Below are 20848 nucleotides of genomic sequence, written 5' to 3' on the forward strand. Positions count from 1 at the left end.
ACGAAAGGCGGGGTCAGCGCAGCACGCCCGGCAGGCCGGGGGCCTGGTTGAGGGTGCTGCGGTTGCTGATGTCGAAACTGCGCTGCTTCTTTTCCTGCGGCGTGGCCGCCACCGTTCCCTTCAGGCCATAGGCCAGGGTGCGGTTGCCGGCCAGTGCGTCGGCCACCACCAGGCGCGCGGCCGAACTGGGCGCGAGGTCGACATTGATGACGTCGGCGGAGGTGCCGCCAATGGAGATGCCGGGCTTGACCTGCAGGGTGCCGGCTGCGCTGTCGCCGACGGTCAGCGCCAGCGAGACGTCATCGAAGGTCATCGGCATCGAGCTGAAGTTCTGCAGGCGCAGGGCCACGGTCCAGTTGCCGTCGGCACGCACGGTCAGCTGCTGCAGGCTGGCCGCCGGTTCCGAAACACGCTTGACGATGCCGTTGTTGCAGGCAACAAGGGCGAGGGTGCACAGGACGATCAAGGCGGTACGGAAACGGTGGAGCATGGGCGCAAGTCCTCTGGAGGGGGTGCGTTGGCGTAAGCATACTACGGCGTATGGTTTTGTGGATCGCCTGGGGCGACCCATCGCAGAGGTTAGCGCGTGAAGATGGCGGCCGGGCGTGCGCACTGCTGGATCGGGCGCGCGCGATGCGCCCTGTGCGGGGCGGTTCAGTCGGCCGCGGGGTCGCGCAGCGGGGCCATCAGGCGCAGGGGGCCGAGGTCGTACCCCATCGACTCGGCCTTGGCTTTCAACTGTTCAAACCGGTCGCGCTCCATTTCCGGCAGGCGCGAGAGGATCCACAGGTATTTGCGGCCGGGCTCGCCGACCAGGGCCCATTGATAGTCCGGGTCCAGAGCCAGCACCCAGTAGTCGGCCCAGACCAGGGGCGCCCAGCTCAGCCAGTCGGGGACGAAGCGCACCTGCAGCTGGCCGGGGTGACCGGCCACCGGGCGTGCCACGCCTTCGGCCACCACGCGCTCGCCGTCGCCATTGCGGCAGGCATTGGTGACGCTGATGCGGCCGTCGCGGCGCAGGCCGTAGTTGGCGGTGATCTCGCCCACGCACTGCTTCTGGAACGAGACGGGAAGATGCGCGATCTCGTGCCATTGGCCGGCGTAGCGATCGATGTCCAGGCGCTCGACCGCGCGCACCGGTTCAGTGGCGATCACCGGGAAGGCGGCCAGCAGCAGGCAGGCGAGCAGGGCGGGGCGCAGATGCATCGGCAGGCTCCAGGCAGGAGTCTTGAGCGTAGGTGCCGCCGCGCATGCCGGTGTAAATGTTTCGTCAACCGGGCCAGGGCGGCCGGCGCTGCATTCGTCGCTTGCACGCAGCGCGAAGCGCGGACAAAAAAAGACCTGCATTTCTGCAGGTCCTCAAAACGTGGTGGCCGAAGACGGAATCGAACCGCCGACACGGGGATTTTCAATCCCCTGCTCTACCAACTGAGCTACTCGGCCAAATTGTGTGGCAACCGCAATCAATCGCGATTCCCGGAAAAAAAACCTGCATTTCTGCAGGTCTTCAAAACGTGGTGGCCGAGGACGGAATCGAACCGCCGACACGGGGATTTTCAATCCCCTGCTCTACCAACTGAGCTACTCGGCCACATGTTTCGTTGCAGCGAGGTCGCTGCCAAGGACGCGCATATTACGGAGGTCAGCCGCCTACGGCAAGCATTTTGGCAAAAAACCTTCACATTGCCGTCTGCGCATGTGCAAGTGCTTGATCCTTCGTCGAGGGGGCAGGGCGGGGACGGCTGAATGTCGATTCATGCGGTCGGGATTGCGCCCCGATCACCGCTGATGGCGGAATTCAGCGGGCCACCGTGATCGGCAAAGGCGGCGTAGCAGGGCCTGCACGTGGACGGCGCCGGTACCGGGCATGGAACGCTGTTTTCGTGGCCGCCACGGGGGGACGCTGCGGCGTAGTGTCGGCATTCCTTTCCTGATGCTGGCAACAGCAGAGACCGTCGTCATGTCCGACTCATCGACCACCTCCCGCATCGTGCTGGCGTCGCGTCCGCAGGGCGCACCGAGTGCGGCCAACTTCCGCCTGGAGCAGGCCGCGCTGCCGGCATTGGCCGATGGCGAGGTGCTGCTGCGCAACCGCTACCTGTCGTTGGATCCGTACATGCGTGGACGCATGGACGAGGGACCGTCGTATGCCGCGCCGGTGGCGGTGGGGGCGGTAATGGAAGGCCAGACCGTGGCCGAGGTGCTGCAGTCCAATGCCGAGGGCGTGGCAGTGGGCGAGCTGGTGCTGGCGCCGGGCGGCTGGCAGACCCACGCGGTGCTGCCGGCCAAGGCGCTGGGGCGCCGCCTGGACCCGGCCGGACTGCCGTTGAGTACCGCGCTGGGCGTGTATGGCATGCCGGGATTCACCGCCTATTCCAGCCTGCATGAAATCGCCCGTTTGAAGCCGGGCGAGACGCTGGTGGTGGCCGCCGCGACGGGGCCGGTCGGCGCGACCGTGGCGCAGTTGGCCAAGCTGCAGGGCGCACGGGTGGTGGCCATCGCCGGTGGTGAAGCCAAGCGCGCCTATCTGCAGACGCTGGGGGTGGACGTGGCGCTGGATCATCGCGCTGCTGATTTTGCAGAGCAGCTGCGCGCGGCGGTGCCCGCGGGTATCGACGTGTACTTCGAGAACGTCGGGGGCCATGTACTGGATGCGGTGCTGCCGTTGCTCAACGACTTCGCCCGCATCCCGGTGTGCGGCACCATCGCCACCTACAACGATCGCGGTGTCGAGCAGCCTGGCCCGGACCGCCTGCCGTCACTGTTCAGCCAGATCCTGCGCCAGCGCCTGACCGTGCGTGGTTTCATCGTGCATGACTTCAACCACCTGTGGCCGGAATTCGAGCGCGAGATGCCGCAGTGGCTGCGCGAGGGCCGCATCCAGTACCGCGAGGATGTGGTGGAAGGGCTGGAGAAGGCACCGGAGGCCTTCTTCGGGCTGCTGAAGGGGCACAACTTCGGCAAGCTGGTGGTGAAGCTGGACTGAGTGTCCGCGGATCGGGGCAGGGCGTTACCGGGCGCGAAGCGTGCCGACCGGGGTCGGCCGCTACCGGCGTGCGTCAGCCGTTGGCTGCTTTCTCCCGGCGCAGCAGTTCGCGCTTGCGTGCCACGCCCCAGGCATAACCGGACAGGTCGCCGTCGCGGCGCACCACCCGGTGACAGGGCACCGCCACGGCCAGCGGATTGCTTGCACAGGCGCGTGCCACCGCGCGGCTCGATCGCGGCGCGCCGATACGCGCGGCGATATCGGCGTACGAGGCCGTCTGCCCGCGCGGAATCTGCTGCAGCGCCTGCCATACCCGTTGCTGGAAGGCGGTGCCGCGGATGTCCAGCGGCAGCGTGGCGTCGCGCGAGGGATCCTCGACCAGGCCGACCACCTGTGCCACCAGTTGCTCGTAGCCATGGTCGGCGCCGACCAGTTCGGCCTGGCGGAAGCGTTGCTGCAGTGACTGCAGCAACGCCTCCGGGTCATCGCCGAGCAGGATCGCGACCACGCCGGTGGCACTGCTGGCCACCAGCACGCTGCCCAGCGAGCTCTCGGCAAGCGCGAAGTGGATGACTTCGCCGCGACCGCCGGCGCGCCATTGCTTCGGCGTCATGCCCAGCAACTTCGGTGCGTTTTCGTAGAAGCGCCCGCTGGAGCCGAAGCCGGCATCGTGGAAGGCATCGGTGATGCGTTCCTGCTGCTGCAGCCCAGTGCGCAGGCGATCGGCGCGCAACGCGGCGGCGTACTGTTTCGGGGTCAGCCCGGTGGCCTGCTTGAACAGGCGGTGCAGCCGGGTCGGGCTGCAGCCGGCGATCGCAGCCAGCTGGTGCAGCGAGGGCTCGTCGAGGCTGGCCTGCAGATGGCGGCAGACCCGTTCAACACGGGCGTCGAGGGCGGTGGTGGCGGTGCTGTCCATGGGCGGATTCTGGCATGTGCCGGTTCTGCGGAAACTCCGTTTCCTGCACCTGGCCGCGAGGCCCGGAAACGGAGTGTTGGCGGGCCGAAGGCGCGGCATCGTGGCGGCCACTTCACAACCGGTACCGCCACCATGCGCCTGAACAACAAGATCGCCCTCATCACCGGTGCCAGCGCTGGCATTGGCCGCGCCAGCGCGCTGCGCTTTGCTGCCGAAGGGGCAAGGCTGGTGCTCAATGCGCGGCGGCCGCAACCGCTGCAGGCACTGGCCGCGCAGATCCGTGCCGCCGGTGGCGAGGTGGTGGTGCATGCCGCCGATGTGGCTGATCCGGCCACGGCACCGGCGCTGGTGGAACTGGCGCAGCAGTCATTCGGTGGCTTGGACATCGCGCTCAACAATGCGGGCATGCTTGGCCCCGGTGTGCCGGCAGCGGAGTTCCCGGTGGATGCGTGGCGCGAGGTGATGGCCACCAATCTCGATGCCGCCTTCCATGCCGCACGCGCCCAGTTGCCGGCATTGCTGGCACGCGGCGGTGGCTCGCTGGTGTTTGTCGGCACCTTCGTCGGCCATACCGTGGGATTCCCCGGCATGGCGGCCTATGCGTCGAGCAAGGCCGGACTGATCGGCCTGAGCCAGGTGATCGCCGCCGAGTACGGTGCGCGTGGCGTGCGCAGCAACGTGCTGCTGCCCGGCGGAACCGATACCGAGATGGGCCGGCAGGCCGCACCGACCGGCGATGCGCGTGACTTTGTGCGCTCGCTGCACGCGCTCAAGCGCATGGCCGAGCCGGAGGAGATCGCCAATGCGGCGTTGTTCCTGGCCAGCGATGAAAGCAGTTTCGTTACCGGTACCGCGATGCGCGTGGAGGGTGGGGTGTCGATCACCCGTACCTGAGCCGGGTCACGTGTGCGGCCAGTCGCGGAAAGGCCACTTCGGCGTCAGAGGGCACGGCGCACCCGCAGCTCGTGTTGCATCGGGTTCCGGGCGTGTGCGGGCCGCCGCAGCAAGCCGGTTTGTACACACGCCGTTGCCGCGGGACTGACCCGTGGATTACCCGCCAGCCTCTAGCGTGGCGCACAGCGTTGGCCTGCCGCCGGCGAGGGAAAACCCAATGAATGAGCGAGACAAGGACCAGGACCCGAAGCAGGGTGTGCAGGAAAGCCGCCAGGACAGGCAGCAGGATGAAGTAGCCAAGCAGCGGCCTGGGCAGCGCGATCAGCAGGTGCGCGATGCACATTCGCGCAGTCCCCGGCGCAAGGATGGGGGCGGGGAACCCGGCTGAGGCGCACTCCGGGCAAGAAAAAACCCGCAGATCGCGAAGATCTGCGGGTTCTTTCCGAATAGTGGTGGAGCCAAGGAGGATCGAACTCCTGACCTCGTCATTGCGAACGACGCGCTCTCCCAGCTGAGCTATGGCCCCACGGCAGGACTTCAGTGTAGCGCTGCCTGCCAGGCTTGCCAAGCGCCGGGCCGGGACGGCGGCAGGTGTGGATCCACCGCCGTCCCATGCGGGTTCAGGCCAGGGCCTGGCGCAGCAGGACGCCCGCGCGCTGGACCGCCATGCCGGTGGATGCGGCCACGCCCTGCAGGTGGATGCAGGCGTGGATCATCCCCGGCAGCCGCTCCAGCGTGCAGTCGATACCTGCCGTCTGCAGCCGCCGCGCGTACTGCTCGGCCTCATCACGCAGCGGGTCGTGTTCGCAGCTGAGCACGGAGGCCGGCGCCAGGCCATGCAGGTCTGTTGCGTGGGCCGGCGAGGCCAGTGCCTGCGGCGGGTGCCGATCGCCAAGATACGCCTGCCAGCAACGCTGCATCAGTTCGGCGCTGAGGTAGTAGCCATGGGCGTAGTCGCGGTAGGAGTCGCTGCCCATCCCGGCATCGAGTGCCGGGTACAGCAGCAGCTGGTGGCACGGTTGCGGCAGGCCGAGATCGCGCAGCAGCAGGCAGCAGGCGGCGGCGAGATTGCCACCGGCGCTGTCGCCACCGATCGCCAGGCGCTGCGGGTCCAGGCCCAGGCCCTCGGCGTTGGCCTGCAACCACTGCCAGGCGTCGGCGACGTCGTGCAGCGGCACCGGGAACGGATGTTCCGGCGCGAGCCGGTAGCCGACCGCGGCGATCACGCAGCCGCTGGCATTGGCCAATGCACGGCAAGGGCCGTCATAGACCGCCAGTGAACACTGGAACCAGCCGCCACCGTGGGCGAACAGCAGGGCCGGTGCCGGACCATCGCGCAGCCCTTCCGGTGTATAGAGGCGGACTTCCAGCGCATGCCCATCGCGTGCGATCAGCGTGTGCTCGACCACATGTGCGATGCGCTGGGGACGCCCTGCAGTTGCGGCAGCGCCGTTTCGCTGATTGCGCGCAGTTCGCGCAGGTCGACCGGCAGCGGATGGGCCGCGACAGCATCGACGAACTGCTGCAGCGCTGGTTCAAGCAACATGACGCGCCTCCTGCAGGAACGGCAGCAGCTGCGCCAGGAACGCCTGCGGGGCTTCTTCCATGATGAAGTGGCCACAGCCCGGCACGATGCTGCCGCGCACGTTGTCGGCGTGCGGTTGCAGGGTCAGCATCGGTGCATCGGCGGTGGCGTGCTCGGCGCCGATCGCCAGTACCGGCATCGCCAGCCGGCGCTGCGCACGTTCCTTGTTCTGGCGGATCGTCTCCGGAATCGCGCGGTACCAGGCGAAGCCCGCGCGCAGCGCGCCGGGGCGGCTGTAGGCTGCGATGTAGGTGTCGGCTGCCACCGCGTCGCGGCGGTACGACCAGCGGTCGAACATGAACTCCAGATAGGCGCGTTCGCGCCCGCTGATCAGTGCTTCAGGCAGGTCGGCCACCTGGTTGAACATGAAGTGCCAGAGGAAGATGTTGTCGGCCGGTGCGGCGAAGATGCCCGGTTCCGGTGCCAGGCCGGGAATCACCGCCTCGGTGACTGCCAGCTGGCGCACCGCCTGCGGTTGGTCGCTGGCCAGTGCATAGGCGATCCACATGCCGATGTCATGGCCAACCACCTGGTAACGATCGTGGCCCAGCGCCAGCATGGTCTGGTGCAGGACGGCGGCGGCGCTGCCGGTGTCGTAGCCGTGGGCGGGGCGATCGGATTCGCCGATGCCTGGCGGATCCACGGCAATTGCTTCGAAGCCGGCCTCGGCCAGGGCGTGGAGTACATGGCGCCAGGCGTACCAGGTCTGTGGCCAGCCGGGGATCAGCAGCACGGGTTCACCGTGACCCGCGGACACGCAATGCACGCGCTGGCCATCGATGCGCAGATAGTGGTGGCGCAGGGAAGCATCGCCGGCAGTGCCAGCGGAAAGGGAAGTGGTCATGGGGGAGCGCTCTGTCGGGGCTCAGGCGATGCCGAGCATGTGCTGCATCTGTTCGGTGCTGATCGGTGCACCGGCGAAGTCGTCGAAAATCTTGTCGGTGACCGGAATGATGTGATCGCGGATGAAGGCCGCACCTTCGCGCGCGCCGGCTTCCTGGTCCTTCAGGCAGCACTCCCATTCCAGCGTTGCCCAGCCCTGGTAGTCGTACTGGGCCAGCTTGGAGAAGATCGACTTGAAGTCGACCTGGCCATCGCCCAGCGAGCGGAAGCGGCCGGCACGTTCGGTCCAGTCGGCATAGCCGCCATAGATGCCCTGGCGGCCGCTGGGGCGGAACTCCGCATCCTTGACGTGGAACATGCGGATCAGCGGGTGGTAGATATCCAGGTACTGCAGGTAGTCCAGCTGCTGCAGCACGAAATGGCTGGGATCGAACAGGATGCGGCAGCGCTCGTGCTGGCCGACGCGTTCGAAGAAGCGCTCGAAGCTGGTGCCGTCATGCAGATCCTCGCTGGGGTGGATCTCGTAGCAGAGGTTGATGCCGTTGTCTTCGCAGGTATCGAGGATCGGCCGCCAACGGCGCGCCAGTTCGTCGAAGGCGGCATCGATCAGGCCTGGCGGGCGCTGCGGGAACGGGAACAGGTAGGGCCAGGCGAAGGAGCCCGAGAAGGTGCCCATGTCCTGCAGGCCCAGCCGGCGCGAGGCGCGGGCAGCCAGGTGCAGCTGCTGCTGCGCCCATTCGGTGCGGGCCTGCGGATTGCCGCGCAGTGCCTCTGGCGCGAAGCCATCGCAGAGTTCGTCGTAGGCCGGATGCACGGCGACCAGCTGGCCGAGGATGTGGGTGGTCAGCTCACTGACCTGCAGGCCGTGCTCGGCGAGGGTGCCACGGATGTCGTCGCAGTAATCCTGGCTGTCGGCAGCAGTGGCCAGGTCGAACAGGCGTGCGTCCCACGCGGGAATCTGCAGGGCCTTGAAGCCGTGGCCTGCGGCCCACGCGGCGATGCCGGCAAGGCTGTTGAACGGGGCCTGGTCGCCGGCGAACTGCGCCAGGTGCAGGCTGGGGCCCTTGAGGGTCTGCATGTGTTGCTCCAATTGTTTGTCGGTCGACAAAGAATAGGCGCGTGTCTCGCGGCGGTCAACACCCGCGCTACACTGCGCGCTTCAACAAGGCAGGCAGGCAGATGGCAGGGCGACCGCGCGAATTCGACAGGGACCAGGCGTTGCGCAAGGCGATGCTGCTGTTCTGGCAGCACGGCTACGAAGGCACGTCGATGTCGGCACTGGTCGAAGCACTGGGCATCGCCTCGGCACGCATCTACGCCGCGTTCGGCAGCAAGGAGCAGTTGTTCCGCGAAGCCGTTGCGCTGTACGAAGAAGGCGAGGGCGGCTTCGCGCCGCGCGCGCTGGAGCAGGCAACGCTGCGAGAGGCGATCGGTTCGATGCTGCGTGAAGCGGTGTTGACCTACACCCGGCGTGGGCGCCCCCATGGCTGCCTGGTGGTGTCCTCGGCCAGCAGTGTCTCGCCGGATGGCGAAGGCGTGCGGGATTGGTTGGCCAGCCATCGCCGCCAGCGCACGGCGGCGATCATCGCGCGGCTGCAGCAGGCGCAGGCCGATGGCGAACTCCCCGCCGGGGCAGCAGTGCAGGCGCTGGGCGACCATTTCGCCACGGTGCTGCACGGCATTTCGGTACAGGCCCGCGATGGCGTCGGCCGCGAGCGGCTGCTGGCGATGGTCGATGTGGCGCTGAGCCCGCTGCCCTGAGATCCGGGGTCAGATCCGTTTTCCCTTGGAAAGCGGATCTGACCACAAGCGGTGAACGGGGTGGCCAGGACTGTGCCGAATACGCCTTAATCCCCTCCGTCCCCTTTCGCGCAACGAAATCGTAACAATTTGGGGGATAATGGCCGCTTGCGCAGTTCTCCTCCTTTTTGCCGCCCGGCTCGCGCAGGCCGCACGGACGCCTCCTCAGAGCATTTCATGCCCTCCCATTCCGATTCCCGCCGCCTGTCGGGTATGTCGTCTTCCTTCGTTTCCTTCCGCCGCCATCCGCTGGCCCTGGCCTGTGCCGGCCTGGCCCTGGTCGGCAGCTTCGGTGCCGCCGCGCAGGACAGCGCGCCGACCCCGACCGGGCTGGACACCATCACCGTGACCGCCGAACACCGTGAGCAGAACCTGCAGGAAGTGCCGGTCTCGGTCGGCGTGGTGCAGGGCGAGCGCATGCGCGACTTCACCGCCGGCGGCGACGACACCCTGCTGGCGCTGTCCGGCCGCGTGCCGAGCCTGTATGCGGAAACCACCACCGGCCGCATCTTCCCGCGCTTCTACATCCGCGGCCTGGGCAACATCGACTTCTACCTGGGTGCCTCGCAGCCGGTGTCGATCATCCAGGACGACGTGGTGCTGGAACATGTGGTGCTGAAGTCCAACCCGGTCTATGACGTGGACCAGGTGGAAGTGCTGCGCGGCCCGCAGGGCTCGCTGTTCGGCCGCAACACCACCGCCGGCATCATCAAGTTCGACACGCTGAAGCCGACCCAGGAATACACCGGGCGCGTCAGCGCCAGCTACGCGACCTACAACAGCGTATCGATCGACGGTGGCTTCGGCGGCCCGATCAACGACGTTGCCGCCTTCCGCGTGTCGGCGCTGTACCAGCACCGCGACGACTACGTCGACAACACCTACAAGGGCCCGAGCGCCGACGGCACGGTCAGCCCGAAGAAGAACGCCATGGGCGGCTTCGATGACCGCAATGTGCGCGCGCAGCTGCTGCTGACCCCCAGCGACCAGTTCTCGATCCTGGCCTCGGCCCATGCCCGTGACTACGAAGGCACCTCGACCCTGTTCCTGCGCGGTGCGCTGACCAAGGGCTCGAACAAGACCGACGTGCCGCGTGACAAGGTCGCCTACGACGAAGCCGACAACAATCCGCAGGCCTACAAGACCTACGGCGGTTCGGTGAAGGCGCGTTACGACTTCGGTGCGATCGACTTCACCTCGATCACTGCCTACGAGACCACTTCCGGCTACAGCCGAGGCGACACCGACGGCGGCGCCGCGGTGAACTTCCCGGTCAATGGCGTGCCGAACGGTTACGGCCAGTCGATGGGCCGCATCCGCGACCTGGACCAGTGGACCCAGGAGTTCCGCCTGGCCAGCCATGACGACAGCGCGCTGCAGTGGCAGGCCGGTGCGTTCTACTTCAACGGCAGCGACACCACCGACTTCTACCAGCGCGCGTGGTTCCTGCAGGGCGCGGCACGCAACCCGAACAACTGGGTGCGCCTGCGCAACAAGAACACCTCCTGGGCTGGTTTCGGCCAGCTGAGCTACGCCTTCACCGACAAGTTCACCGTCACTGCCGGCCTGCGCCAGACCAAGGACGAGAAGCACACCCGCCTGCTGAAGACGGCTGACACCGCTGCCGGCGCGGTTACCTACAAGGGCCGCACCGACGTCAAGATGTCCGACACCACCCCGAGCTGGGATCTGAGCGCGATGTATCAGATCACGCCGGACGTGAGCGTCTACGCCAAGGTTGCCCGCGGCTTCCGCGGCCCGACCATCCAGGGCCGTTCGGCGGTGTTCAACGCCGACTTCACCACTGCCGATTCCGAGACCATCCTGTCCTGGGAAGCGGGCGTGAAGAGCAGCCTGTGGGACAACCGCCTGCGCCTGAACGCCACTGCGTTCACCTACACCGTCAATGACATCCAGCTCAACGGCAACGATTCGGACGGCAATGGCGTGCTGTTCAACGCCGACAAGGCCAAGGCCTACGGCTTCGAAGCGGACATGGAACTGCGCCCGATCCCGAACCTGACCCTGAGCGCCGGCCTGAGCCTGCTGCACAGCGAGATCAAGGACAAGCGCGTCTACGCGCAGGTCTGCGGCCTCAACGGGCAGGTGGTGTGCACGGTGAATGACCCGACCATCAAGGTCGGTGCCAACACCTTCGCGCAGATCGACGGCAATCCGCTGCCGAACGCGCCGAAGTACAACGTGAACCTGGCCGCCCGTTACGACTTCCCGGTCAGCGACGCCGGCACCATGTTCGTTTCCACCGACTGGAACAAGCAGGGTTACACCAGCTTCGTGCTGTACGACAGCAAGGAGTTCAACTCCAAGGGTGATTTCGAGGGCGGCCTGAAGATCGGCTACTCGGGCAACTACGGTGCCTACGAAGTGGCGCTGTTCGCGCGCAACATCACCAACGAGAAGAACCTCAAGGGTGTGATCGAGAACTACATGGCGGCGGTCTACAACGAACCGCGCACCGTCGGTGTCTCGCTGAACATGAACTGGTAATGCATTGTTGCGATGGCGGGTCGTCCCGCCACCGCACGGCTTGAACGCAGAGGGCGGCCCGGTGATCCGGGTCGCCCTTTTCGTTGCCTCAGACTGCAGTAAGGTCGCTGTCCTGGCTGCGTTGGCCGAAGGTCAGCGCCCAGGTTGCGCTGTCCACCTGCTGGCGGTCCTGCACCTGCTGCTTGCGCGCGCGGCTGGCGCCGAACCAGCGGCCTTCGCCATTGATCAGCGGCGCCATGCGCACCACGTCCACGTACTCTGGATCGATCTCGCTGGCGCGCTGCAGCCAGGTCAGGGCCAGGAACGCATTGGCCGGCACGCCGTTGCCGAAATGGTAGATGTCGGCCAGGTATCCGGCTGCCCACAGCTTGTCGTCGTCGTCGCCGCGCCACCACAGCGGAATCAATGCGCGTTCGACTGCTTCGCGCTTGTGCGCGTCGTTCTCGCCGTCCAGGGCCAGGCAGGCCAGGTTGCGGCAGGTCGGGCCCCATACGCGCTCACCGGCTTCGGCATCCTGCAGGCAGCGCAGGTACAACTCGCGCGCACGCGCTTCGTTGTCGGCACCACCGGCGGCGACCAGGCGCACGCCGAGGTTGTAGGTGGCGATCAGGTCGCCGCCCTCCACCGCGCGCTCCTGCCAGTACGCTGCCTTCCCTGCATCAACGAACTGCGGTTGGTCGCGTCCTCCCAGGCGGCCCTTGTACAGGTCGCACAGTGCGGACATCGCGCCGGCGTCACCGGCTTCGGCCATCCGCAGCAGCAGCGACAGGCCGGCAGCCTGTGAGACATCGCAGAACAGGTTGGCCGCGAACGTGACAGCAGAGGTGTTCTCCTGCGGTGCCAGCTTCAGCGCGCGCCGCAGCAGGGGCGCGGCGCGTACTGGATCGGCGGTCTGGCCAAGCAGCCCATGCTCGACGGCAGTCGCGGCCCAGAGCAGGCCGATCGCCGAATCGCCTTCGCGTGCGGCATAGTCCACCACCTGGGCGAACAGCGCTTCGGCACCCTCGACGTGAGCAAACCAGGTGCAGGCCTCGAGATTGCTGAGGCCATCGTGCAGGACCCTGTCGCGGTCCAGTGCCCAGGCCTGCTGCAGGTCCTCGAACACCGCCTGCATGTGCTGTGGGTCCCACTGGACCCTGTCTTCGACCTCTTCGATGCGGCCGAGCCGGTAGCGCAGCCCGGCGCGTTGGGTCAGCACTTCCGCGCGCAGGTTGCGGTCCAGGTGCCAGTCGAGGATCTGTGCATATGCGCGCTCGTGCGCCGCTACGGTTTCGCCGTCATCGCGCTGCGGCAACTCGGCCAGCCAGTCCTGTGCCTTGCGCCAGCGCAGGGCATTGCTCTGCGCCAGGTCGAGGCCGCGACACCAGCTGCCCTCGATGAAGTCTTCCATCACCTCGTGGCTGCCGCCCCAGCGCGGGTACAGGAAGTACAGGGTGCCTTCCAGCGTGCCCAGGTCGTTGGGGCGTTGTTCCAGCACCAGGCGCATCCAGTACGCCAGGGGCGCATCGAAGTCCTCCGGGCTGCGGTTGTGCAGCAGCGGCGGCAGGCTGTCGGGCAGGACCTGCAGCGGAGCACCGAAGCGCGACAGAAGATGAAGTGCCTGCGGCCACGCCTGCGGATAATGTTCAGCCAATGCGCCCTCGTCGGACTGCGCTGGCTGCCCGGCCTGCAGCGCGAGCATCCAGTTTGGTTCGCGCAGGTAGCTGGTGATGCGCTTGATGCCATCCAGCGCCAGTGCCGGGCGCGACGACAACGGGATCGCCTGCAGGTAGGCGTGCACGGCGTGGTCGCGGGCCAGCTGCGCGGCCAGCCACTGGCTGTCCTCCACCAGCGCGGCCACGTCGGCGCTGCGCAGTTCGCCGGCAGCGTCCTGCCAGCACGCACCCAGGCACAGCCAGGCGTAGTAGCTGCGTGGTGCGGCGGCGACCCATCGCTGTGCCTGCTGCAGGCGCTCATCCAGGGTGAGCACCTTGTCCTGCAGGTTGCGCAGGCGCCAGCGGATACCGGGCAGTGCTCGCTCCCCGTCCAGCCAGGCGTGTTCGTGAGGGGCCAGCAGTGCCTCCAGCGCCGCATGGTCGTCTTCCTGCAGCGCGGTACGTGCCTGCGTGCGCCAGGCCAGGTCCTCGACGGAGAGGCCGTCCTTCGCAATTCCATTTGTCATCTGAAGCCATCCAACAGTAGCGGGGCCGCTATTGGACAGGCCTGCGCCGGCGCCGGCAAGCGTGGCAGATGCTCATTCCGACGCCGCCGGGGCCGAGGCCATGCCCCGGCGCCCGGCGACATCAGACGGCGGGCAGCAGGGCCTGCAGCCGCGATTCCAGTTCCTGCTGGCGCCAGCCGGCCAGTGCGGCGGGCCACTGGCGGCGTTCCAGGTAGCTTTCCAGGTGCTTGCGCGAGGCCAGCACGCCATCCGGCAGGCCCAGTTCGCGGCTGCGCTCGGCGACCGCGTCCTGCAGCTTCTTCAGGGCCTGCTTGTTGCTGTCGTTGGCCGGCAGCGCCAGCGGTGCCTCGGCCTCATCGGCCAGCGGTGTGTCCAGCGCCTGCCACACCGCGCCAGCGAGCTTGCGCGGTGCCTTCGGGAACTGTTCGAACAGCTTGCCCAGCGCAGCGGCATCGGCCGGTGGCGTGCGTGCCAGCGTGGCGGCCAGTTCGTTGTCCAGGATCCAGCTGCGCGGGCGGTCGCTGCTGCGCGCCTGCACATCGCGCCAGCGCAGCAGGCGCAGCAGGCGATGCTGTGCGGCGGCATCGAGGAACTGCGCCGAGCGCATCGCCAGGTGCGGCCAGCGGTCTTCGTCGTTGGCGACGCTGGCCAGCAGGCGCTCACCGTCGTCGTGCAGCCACTGCTGGCGGCCCAGCGCCTGCAGCTTGGCATCGATGGCGTCATGCAGCGCGAACAGGTGCTCGACATCGTCGGCGGCGTACTGCAGCTGCGACTCCGAGAGCGGACGGCGCATCCAGTCCGAGCGGGTTTCGCCCTTGGCCAGCGCCACGCCGGTGATTTCCGCGACCAGCTTCTGGTAGCCCATGCCGCCACCGATGCCGGCCAGCGCGGCGCCGATCTGGGTGTCGAACAGCGGTCGCGGCAACACGCCGCAGGCCCACTTGAAGGCGACCAGGTCTTCGCTGGCGCTGTGCATCACCTTGATGATCGATTCATCGGCAAGCCAGGGCGCCAGTGCCTCGGTCATGCCGGGAATCAGCGGATCGATCAGCAGGATGTCCTGCCCGACCGCCATCTGCACCAGGGCCAACTGCGGCCAGAAGGTGCGTTCACGGATGAATTCGGTGTCCAGGCCGATGCGGGCCGGGCGCTGCTGGAAGTACGCATCCAGCTCGGCGGGGGTGGTGATCCAGGTTGCCACGGGTCAGGGCCTACTACTCGGGTTTGCTCAGGCAGGGGAGAATAGCCTAACGTCGGTCCGCATCCGTGCCGAAGGAGATCCTGCTTGCGTTTTCCGCTGTCGTCCGTGCTGTGCACCGCCCTGGCCGTGGCCCTGGCCGGCTGCACGCCGTCGCCTTCGGCGACGCCGGAGCCGCGGCCGGCCGTGGGCGAAGACGCGCGGCCGCAGGACGGTTCGCAGGCGGAAGCGACGCCGGAGACCGGGCAGGGCAGCGTCACCATTGCCGGTGAGGATGCCGCCGAGGATGTGCAGCGCTGGACACCGCCCCGGGTCGATCGGCAGGGGCGCAGCCTGGCCCAACTGCGTCGCGCGGCCGAGAAGGCGTTCAGCGAAGGGCGCCTGTACGAGGACGCCGACGCGGCGGTTCCGCTGTGGCTGGCGGTGCAGGAGGAAGACCCGGATGACCGCCTGGCCCGCAGCGGCCTGCAGCGCGCACGCCAGCGCCTGCAGCAGCAGGCCGATGCCCTGCTGGTTCGGCCGCTGCAGCAGCGCGAGGCGCTGGCCGAGGCCAGCCGCCAGGCGCTGGTGCTGCTGACCCTGGCGCCGAAGGATGAGAAGGTGCGCGCGCTGCAGGGCCGGGTGGAGCTTGCCCAGCGCGTGGTGGCCTACAACCGTGCCGGCGAGGAAGACCTGCGTTCGGGACGGATCGGTGAGGACGGCGACGGTGCGATCGGCAACTTCCGTGAAGCGCTGGCCCTGGATGAACACAACAGCCGGGCGCGGCAGGGCCTGGCGGCGGCCGAGAGTGGCCTGATCCGCCGTGCCGAGGACGCGGCGCGCGCACGCGATTTTGCCAGCGCTGGCACCTGGCTGGCCGAAGCCAGCAAGGTCCGCGACTCGTCACCGACCATTGCCGATGCCTTCGAGCGCATCGAACAGATCCGTGCGGCCGCATTGCTGCAACTGCGCGACGATGGCCTGCGCGAGCTGGCCACGCCGCAGGGCCTGAAGCTGGCGCGCGAAAAGCTGGCCGAGGCCCTGCGCATCGCCCTGCCGGGCGATGCGGTGGTTGCCCAGTTGCGCGAGCGCATCGATCTGGCCACCCATTACGGCAGCTTCCGGCCCGGGCAGGTGTTCAGCGACGCGATGCGCGACGGCGGGCGCGGGCCGCAGATGGTGGTGGTGCCGCATGGTGGCTTCCAGATGGGTGCGGGCGATGCCGAGCCGGGTTCCACCGATGCCGAGCGCCCCTCGCATTACGTGCGCTTCGACCGCGGCTTCGCGATGGCGATCACCGAGGTCACCGTCGGCGATTTCGAGCGCTATGTGAAGTCGACCAATGCGCGGCCGCGTGCGACACGGCGAGGCCACTCCGTGGTCTATGACGAGCGCAGCGGCAATTTCATCCGCCGCAGCGGTGTGGACTGGCGTTCCGATTACGATGGCGCGCGTGCACTGGGCAATTCGCCGGTGATGCATGTGAGCGTGCGTGATGCCGAGAACTACGCGGCGTGGTTGTCCGAGCAGACAGGGCGCAGCTACCGGCTGCCCAGCGAGGCCGAATTCGAGTATGCGCTGCGTGCCGGCAGCAGTGGCCGCTATCCGTGGGGCGACGCCGGCACGCCGCCCCCTGGAACCGGCAACTTCACCGGCAGCAAGGATGTTTCTCCCTCTGGTCGGCACTGGCACAACGCCTTCATCGGCTATGGCGATGGCTGGTGGGGGCCAGCGCCGGTGGCGAGCTTCCAGGCCAATGCCTTCGGCCTGCACGACATGGCCGGCAATCTCAGCGAATGGGTGGCCGACTGCTGGCATGCCAGCTACCGGCGTGCGCCGTCCGATGGTGCCGCCTGGTTCAACCCGGGCTGCCGGTCGCGGGTGATCCGGGGCGGCAACTGGGCCAACGCGCCCGAGCAGACCCGTGCGGCCTGGCGGCAATCGCAGGATTCGGATACCACCAACGCGCGCATCGGCTTCCGTCTGGTGCGGGGCATCTGAGCGGCATCGGGCTTCACCCGCTGCTGGCGTTCGCGCACTAAGATTGCGCCGTGCCCGCCGGCCGGCGGGGCTGCTGGAAGACCACCGATGCGCAACGATCCCTTTTCCCGCTCGCCCCAGGGCCCGCAGCGGCGCGGCCTGTTCGGCAACATCCGCTGGTGGGTGCTGCTGCTGGCGGCGGGCTATGCGGTGTTCTACTGGTTCTCCAACCGTACGGTCGATCCCTATACCGGCGAGAAGGTGATGATCGACAGCAGCCTGGATGCGCGCCAGGAGACCGCGCTCGGGTTGCAGGCCTACCAGCAGATCCTGTCGCAGGAACGGCCGATGGATCCGAATGCGCCGATCGCGCGCGATGTGCGCGACATCGCACAGCGCCTGATCGCCAAGGTGGATGTGGTGGAGACCGCGCTGGCACAGGAGCACGGCGTGCAGCCGGCGCATTTCGCGCGGGATTTCCAGTGGGAAGTGAATGTGATCCCGTCCGAGCAGGCCAATGCGTTCTGCCTGCCCGGCGGCAAGATGGCTGTCTACACCGGCCTGGTGCCGGTGGCACGTACGCGTGACGCGATGGCCGTGGTGATGGGCCATGAGATCGCCCATGCGCTGCTACGCCATGGTGCGCAGCGGATGGCGCAGCAGAAGCTGACCCAGATCGGGCAGATGGCGGGTGCCGCCAGCGGTATGGACGCGCAGCAGCAACAGATGATGATGTCGGCGATGGGCTATGGGTATCTGCTGCCCTATGCGCGCAGCCACGAGACGCAGGCGGATGAAGTGGGGCTGATGCTGGCCGCAGCGGCATGCTTCGATCCCCGCGAGGCAGTGCCGCTGTGGCAGCGCATGGGCCAGGCCAGTGGCGGTCAGGCGCCGCCGGAGTTCGCCTCCACCCACCCGAACCCGGGCACCCGCATCCAGAACCTGCAGGCGCTGATGCCGAAAGCCCTCGAGTACCGGCAGAAGTTCTGCGAGCAGGCGAAATAGAGGGGTGTTCGGCAGGGCTGCGCCCTGCACCTGCCGAAGCCAGAGCAACAGCAACAGCAACAGCAACAGCGTGCATTCCGTGGGATGGCGGGGTGGGTCCGGTTGCGGGAGACGCCGTAAACCCGTCCATGGGGGCTTGGCCGCGGCATCCATGCCGCGGACACTCCCGCAACCGGACCCGCCCCGCCTTCGACAGATCTCCGCGATCTGCCGGAATGGCGCTTGGGGTCAGATCCGTTTTCCGCAGGAAAACGGATCTGACCCCGAATTGATTCGATATCTGAAAGAGATTCATCCACACATGGCGTGGATCTACCTGATCGCGGAGGTCTGTCAGAGGTGGGGCGGTGTCGGAGTGTGGGGTGTCAGCCGCATGGATGCGGCTGCCAAGCCTACATGGACGTACTTGCGGCGTCCCCGCACTCCGACATCGCCCCGCCATCCCACGGATAGCCAGCTTCTGCTGTTGCTTCGGTCGTTGATTGAAGCTTCGGCAGGTGCAGGGCGCAGCCCTGCCGAACACCCCTCTACTTGACCTGCACGTCGATCACGCCGTCGCCCACGCGGGCCTGCAATGCGTCACCGGGCTGCACCTGGTCGATGTGCCGCACCAGTGCGCCGTCGTCGCTACGGGTCAGGATGCTGTAGCCGCGGGCCACGGTTGCCAGCGGGCTGACCGCTTCCAGTGAACGCGCCAGCCCGCGCAGGCGCAGTGCATCGCGTTCCAGAAGACGCTGCATCGCCGCCTGCGGTCGCCCGCGCAGGGCAGCCAGACGGCGCTGCATCGTGTCGAGCTGGCGCTGCGGATGGTGCCCGCGCAGGATCGCGGCCGCGTGACGCAGGCGCGCTGAACGGCGTTCCTGCTGCTGATTGAACGCGGCATGCAGGCGCCGGCCCAGATCCAGCTGGCGGCGGCGCAGCAGATCCAGTCGTGCCTGCGGGCTCTGGGCGTTCAGGCGCAACAGGGCGCGGTCGGCGCGCTGCATCGCCTGCTGCATCGCATGTCGTTGCAGCTGCACCATGCGGGCGGCCGTGCGGCGCAGGCGCAGCGCCAGTTCGCGCTGGTCCGGGACCAGCAGCTCGGCCGCCACCGATGGCGTTGGCGCGCGCAGGTCGGCGGCGAAGTCGCTGAGGCTGAAGTCGGTCTCGTGGCCCACCGCCGACACCACCGGGGTGCGACTGGCCGCGATCGCACGGGCCAAGGCCTCGTCATTGAACGCCCACAGGTCTTCCAGCGAACCGCCGCCGCGGGTCAGCAGGATCACGTCGTAGCGGCCACTGGCGTCGGCAGCCTGCAACAGCCGGGTGATCTGCGCCGCGGCGCTGCTGCCCTGCACCAGGGTTGGCAGCAGGTCCACTTCCAGCAGCGGGAAGCGGCGGCCGAGCACGCTCAGCACATCGCGCACGGCGGCGCCGGTGGGCGAGGTGATCACTGCCAGGCGCTGCACGTGCGCCGGCAGTGGCCGCTTGCGTGCCGGGTCGAACAGGCCTTCGGCTTCCAGTCGTGCCTTCAGTTCTTCGAACGCGCGCCGCAGCGCGCCTTCGCCGGCCTCTTCCATGTGGTCCAGCACCATCTGGTACTCGCCACGGGCGTCGTACAGGGTCACCTTGCCGCGCACCAGCACGCGCATGCCTTCGCGTGGCACGAACTTCAGGTACTGCGCCTTCATCCGGAACATTGCGGCACGCAGCTGCGCACGCGCGTCCTTCAGGGTGAAATACAGATGCCCGGAGGCGGGGCGCGCCACGCTGCCCAGCTCGGCCTCGACCCAGATCGCCGGGAAGCTGCCTTCCAGCAGGTCGCGGGCCAGGGTGTTGAGCTGGCTGGGGGTGAGGATGTCGTTGTTGCGTGGCTGCATGGGAACGGCGTGCTGCGGGTGGAACGGGCGCTCAGGATCGCACGTCAGCGCGGCCTGTGCTGGCCCAGTGCCCACTGCACGTGTTCACGCACCAGTGGCGAGGGATCGTCGGCACGGGTCTGCAATGCGGCCAGGGTTTCCGCCGTGGTCGGCGCATTGCCCAGCGCCACCGCAATATTGCGCAGCCAACGCTCATGGCCGCTGCGCCGGATCGGGCTGCCTTCGGTGCGGCGCAGGAACTCGGCTTCGTCCCAGGCGAACAGCTGGTCCAGCCGCGCGGTATCCAGGTCGTTGCGCGCGCGGAAATCGGCTTCGTCGGTGCGCTTGGCGAACTTGTTCCAGGGGCAGACCAGCTGGCAGTCGTCGCAGCCGTAGATGCGGTTGCCGATCAACGGCCGCATCTCTTCGGGAATGGCGCCGTCGTGCTCGATGGTCAGGTAGGAAATGCAGCGCCGCGCGTCCAGCCGCTGTGGCCCGGTGATCGCGCGGGTAGGGCAGACATCGATGCAGCGCGTGCAGGTGCCGCAGTGCGCCGTGGCCGGCGTATCGATCGGCAACGGGATATCGATGTAGATCTCGCCGATGAAGAACCAGGAACCGCCATGCCGGTCGATCAGGCAGGTGTGCTTGCCGATCCAGCCGAGACCGGCGTTGCGCGCCAAGGCGCGTTCCAGCACAGGGGCGGAATCGACGAATACGCGGTAGCCCAGCGGCGCCACTTCGTCGTTGATCCGGGTAGCCAGCTTCTGCAGGCGGTTGCGCATCAGCTTGTGGTAGTCGCGCCCCAGCGCGTAACGCGCCACATAGGCGCGGCCGGGATCGGCCAGGGTTGCCCAGGCCTCGGTGTCGTCCTTGTGGCTGTAGTCCATGCCGACCGAAATCACGCGCACGGTGCCGGGCAGCAGTTCGGCCGGGCGTGCGCGCAGGGTGCCGTGGCGCGCCATCCAGTCCATCGTGCCGTACAGGCCCTGGCCCAGCCAGTCGGCCAGGTGAGCTTCATCCTCGCCCAGTTCGATGCCGGCGATGCCGCAGCGCTGGAAGCCATGCGCACGGGCCAGTTCGCGGACGCGCTGCACGGCCTGGGCCGGGTCGACAGGGGTGGGGACGGGGGACATGTGCACCAGTATAAAATCC

Annotated in this window: 16 protein-coding genes, 3 tRNA genes and 1 pseudogene; 7 read left to right on the forward strand and 13 right to left on the reverse strand. The window is 67.7% G+C overall.

The window, feature by feature from the left end; all coding sequences use genetic code 11:
• Positions 1–13: 13 nt before the first annotated feature.
• The 4 genes from B9Y64_RS10280 to B9Y64_RS10295 form a co-directional block, all read right to left on the reverse strand.
• Positions 14–490 carry an LEA type 2 family protein gene (locus B9Y64_RS10280; RefSeq protein WP_100440564.1) on the reverse strand — a complete coding sequence of 159 codons (477 nt, stop codon included), beginning with the start codon at positions 488–490 and terminating at the stop codon, positions 14–16.
• 164 nt (positions 491–654) lie between these two features.
• Positions 655–1206, reverse strand: coding sequence for a lipocalin family protein (locus tag B9Y64_RS10285; RefSeq protein ID WP_100440565.1), 552 nt, complete (start codon positions 1204–1206; stop codon positions 655–657).
• Between the two features lie 161 nt (positions 1207–1367).
• Positions 1368–1443 (reverse strand) — tRNA-Phe (locus tag B9Y64_RS10290).
• 72 nt (positions 1444–1515) lie between these two features.
• A tRNA-Phe gene (locus B9Y64_RS10295) sits at positions 1516–1591 on the reverse strand.
• A gap of 369 nt (positions 1592–1960) precedes the next feature.
• On the opposite strand from B9Y64_RS10295, the gene B9Y64_RS10300 reads away from it, so the two are divergent.
• The gene (locus tag B9Y64_RS10300; RefSeq protein ID WP_100440566.1) at positions 1961–2986 is read left to right on the forward strand and encodes an NADP-dependent oxidoreductase; all 1026 of its coding nucleotides are present in this window, start codon (positions 1961–1963) and stop codon (positions 2984–2986) included.
• Between the two features lie 73 nt (positions 2987–3059).
• Here B9Y64_RS10300 and B9Y64_RS10305 read toward each other — a convergent pair whose 3' ends face one another.
• Entirely contained in the window at positions 3060–3902 is an 843-nt protein-coding gene (locus tag B9Y64_RS10305) for a bifunctional transcriptional activator/DNA repair enzyme AdaA (RefSeq protein ID WP_100440567.1), read from the reverse strand.
• Between the two features lie 132 nt (positions 3903–4034).
• On the opposite strand from B9Y64_RS10305, the gene B9Y64_RS10310 reads away from it, so the two are divergent.
• A complete protein-coding gene (locus B9Y64_RS10310; RefSeq protein ID WP_100440568.1) occupies positions 4035–4796 on the forward strand; it encodes an SDR family oxidoreductase in 762 nt (253 codons plus the stop codon).
• A 217-nt stretch (positions 4797–5013) separates the two neighbouring features.
• Positions 5014–5184, forward strand: a complete 171-nt coding sequence (locus tag B9Y64_RS22140) for a hypothetical protein (RefSeq protein ID WP_202909056.1) — start codon at positions 5014–5016, stop codon at positions 5182–5184.
• 62 nt (positions 5185–5246) lie between these two features.
• Here B9Y64_RS22140 and B9Y64_RS10315 read toward each other — a convergent pair.
• The 4 genes and pseudogenes from B9Y64_RS10315 to B9Y64_RS10330 form a co-directional block, all read right to left on the reverse strand.
• A tRNA-Ala gene (locus tag B9Y64_RS10315) sits at positions 5247–5322 on the reverse strand.
• 94 nt (positions 5323–5416) lie between these two features.
• Positions 5417–6342: pseudogene (locus B9Y64_RS10320) on the reverse strand (alpha/beta hydrolase).
• Positions 6332–7225, reverse strand: a complete 894-nt coding sequence (locus B9Y64_RS10325; RefSeq protein ID WP_100440569.1) for an alpha/beta fold hydrolase — start codon at positions 7223–7225, stop codon at positions 6332–6334. Before B9Y64_RS10325 ends, B9Y64_RS10320 begins: the two are co-directional and overlap by 11 nt.
• A gap of 21 nt (positions 7226–7246) precedes the next feature.
• Positions 7247–8302, reverse strand: coding sequence for a sugar phosphate isomerase/epimerase family protein (locus tag B9Y64_RS10330; RefSeq protein ID WP_100440570.1), 1056 nt, complete (start codon positions 8300–8302; stop codon positions 7247–7249).
• A gap of 101 nt (positions 8303–8403) precedes the next feature.
• On the opposite strand from B9Y64_RS10330, the gene B9Y64_RS10335 reads away from it, so the two are divergent.
• The gene (locus B9Y64_RS10335) at positions 8404–8985 is read left to right on the forward strand and encodes a TetR/AcrR family transcriptional regulator (RefSeq protein WP_100440571.1); all 582 of its coding nucleotides are present in this window, start codon (positions 8404–8406) and stop codon (positions 8983–8985) included.
• A 216-nt stretch (positions 8986–9201) separates the two neighbouring features.
• The gene (locus B9Y64_RS10340) at positions 9202–11532 is read left to right on the forward strand and encodes a TonB-dependent receptor (RefSeq protein ID WP_100440572.1); all 2331 of its coding nucleotides are present in this window, start codon (positions 9202–9204) and stop codon (positions 11530–11532) included.
• Between the two features lie 88 nt (positions 11533–11620).
• Here B9Y64_RS10340 and B9Y64_RS10345 read toward each other — a convergent pair whose 3' ends face one another.
• Together B9Y64_RS10345 and rnd are read right to left on the reverse strand one after the other, a co-directional pair.
• Complete coding sequence (locus tag B9Y64_RS10345; RefSeq protein WP_100440573.1) at positions 11621–13693, reverse strand: DUF4034 domain-containing protein; 2073 nt, start codon at positions 13691–13693, stop codon at positions 11621–11623.
• A gap of 121 nt (positions 13694–13814) precedes the next feature.
• On the reverse strand, positions 13815–14894 hold the full coding sequence (gene rnd, locus B9Y64_RS10350; protein WP_100440574.1) for a ribonuclease D: 1080 nt from the start codon (positions 14892–14894) through the stop codon (positions 13815–13817).
• Between the two features lie 84 nt (positions 14895–14978).
• Here rnd and B9Y64_RS10355 point away from each other — a divergent pair, with 84 nt between their 5' ends.
• Positions 14979–16871, forward strand: coding sequence for a formylglycine-generating enzyme family protein (locus B9Y64_RS10355; RefSeq protein ID WP_100440575.1), 1893 nt, complete (start codon positions 14979–14981; stop codon positions 16869–16871).
• A gap of 87 nt (positions 16872–16958) precedes the next feature.
• Positions 16959–17855 carry a M48 family metallopeptidase gene (locus B9Y64_RS10360; protein WP_005417787.1) on the forward strand — a complete coding sequence of 299 codons (897 nt, stop codon included), beginning with the start codon at positions 16959–16961 and terminating at the stop codon, positions 17853–17855.
• A gap of 527 nt (positions 17856–18382) precedes the next feature.
• Here B9Y64_RS10360 and xseA read toward each other — a convergent pair.
• Both xseA and queG read right to left on the reverse strand, forming a co-directional pair.
• Complete coding sequence (xseA, locus tag B9Y64_RS10370) at positions 18383–19714, reverse strand: exodeoxyribonuclease VII large subunit (protein ID WP_100440576.1); 1332 nt, start codon at positions 19712–19714, stop codon at positions 18383–18385.
• A gap of 44 nt (positions 19715–19758) precedes the next feature.
• Positions 19759–20829: a tRNA epoxyqueuosine(34) reductase QueG gene (gene queG, locus B9Y64_RS10375; protein ID WP_100440577.1), complete on the reverse strand. Its 1071-nt coding sequence runs from the start codon at positions 20827–20829 to the stop codon at positions 19759–19761.
• Positions 20830–20848: the final 19 nt, after the last annotated feature.

Origin of the sequence: Stenotrophomonas maltophilia (genome assembly GCF_002799245.1) — a bacterium.
In the GTDB taxonomy this organism is placed as follows: domain Bacteria; phylum Pseudomonadota; class Gammaproteobacteria; order Xanthomonadales; family Xanthomonadaceae; genus Stenotrophomonas; species Stenotrophomonas maltophilia_S.

What these genes read in the sequence shown, in the direction of transcription:
- B9Y64_RS22140 (WP_202909056.1), top strand. Translation starts at nt 5,014, where the DNA reads ATGAATGAGCGAGACAAGGACCAGGACCCGAAGCAGGGTGTGCAGGAA.
- B9Y64_RS10310 (WP_100440568.1), top strand. Translation starts at nt 4,035, where the DNA reads ATGCGCCTGAACAACAAGATCGCCCTCATCACCGGTGCCAGCGCTGGC.
- B9Y64_RS10330 (WP_100440570.1), bottom strand. Translation starts at nt 8,302, where the DNA reads ATGCAGACCCTCAAGGGCCCCAGCCTGCACCTGGCGCAGTTCGCCGGC.
- B9Y64_RS10325 (WP_100440569.1), bottom strand. Translation starts at nt 7,225, where the DNA reads ATGACCACTTCCCTTTCCGCTGGCACTGCCGGCGATGCTTCCCTGCGC.
- B9Y64_RS10345 (WP_100440573.1), bottom strand. Translation starts at nt 13,693, where the DNA reads ATGACAAATGGAATTGCGAAGGACGGCCTCTCCGTCGAGGACCTGGCC.
- xseA (WP_100440576.1), bottom strand. Translation starts at nt 19,714, where the DNA reads ATGCAGCCACGCAACAACGACATCCTCACCCCCAGCCAGCTCAACACC.
- B9Y64_RS10305 (WP_100440567.1), bottom strand. Translation starts at nt 3,902, where the DNA reads ATGGACAGCACCGCCACCACCGCCCTCGACGCCCGTGTTGAACGGGTC.
- B9Y64_RS10285 (WP_100440565.1), bottom strand. Translation starts at nt 1,206, where the DNA reads ATGCATCTGCGCCCCGCCCTGCTCGCCTGCCTGCTGCTGGCCGCCTTC.
- B9Y64_RS10300 (WP_100440566.1), top strand. Translation starts at nt 1,961, where the DNA reads ATGTCCGACTCATCGACCACCTCCCGCATCGTGCTGGCGTCGCGTCCG.
- B9Y64_RS10340 (WP_100440572.1), top strand. Translation starts at nt 9,202, where the DNA reads ATGCCCTCCCATTCCGATTCCCGCCGCCTGTCGGGTATGTCGTCTTCC.
- B9Y64_RS10335 (WP_100440571.1), top strand. Translation starts at nt 8,404, where the DNA reads ATGGCAGGGCGACCGCGCGAATTCGACAGGGACCAGGCGTTGCGCAAG.
- B9Y64_RS10360 (WP_005417787.1), top strand. Translation starts at nt 16,959, where the DNA reads ATGCGCAACGATCCCTTTTCCCGCTCGCCCCAGGGCCCGCAGCGGCGC.
- B9Y64_RS10280 (WP_100440564.1), bottom strand. Translation starts at nt 490, where the DNA reads ATGCTCCACCGTTTCCGTACCGCCTTGATCGTCCTGTGCACCCTCGCC.
- queG (WP_100440577.1), bottom strand. Translation starts at nt 20,829, where the DNA reads ATGTCCCCCGTCCCCACCCCTGTCGACCCGGCCCAGGCCGTGCAGCGC.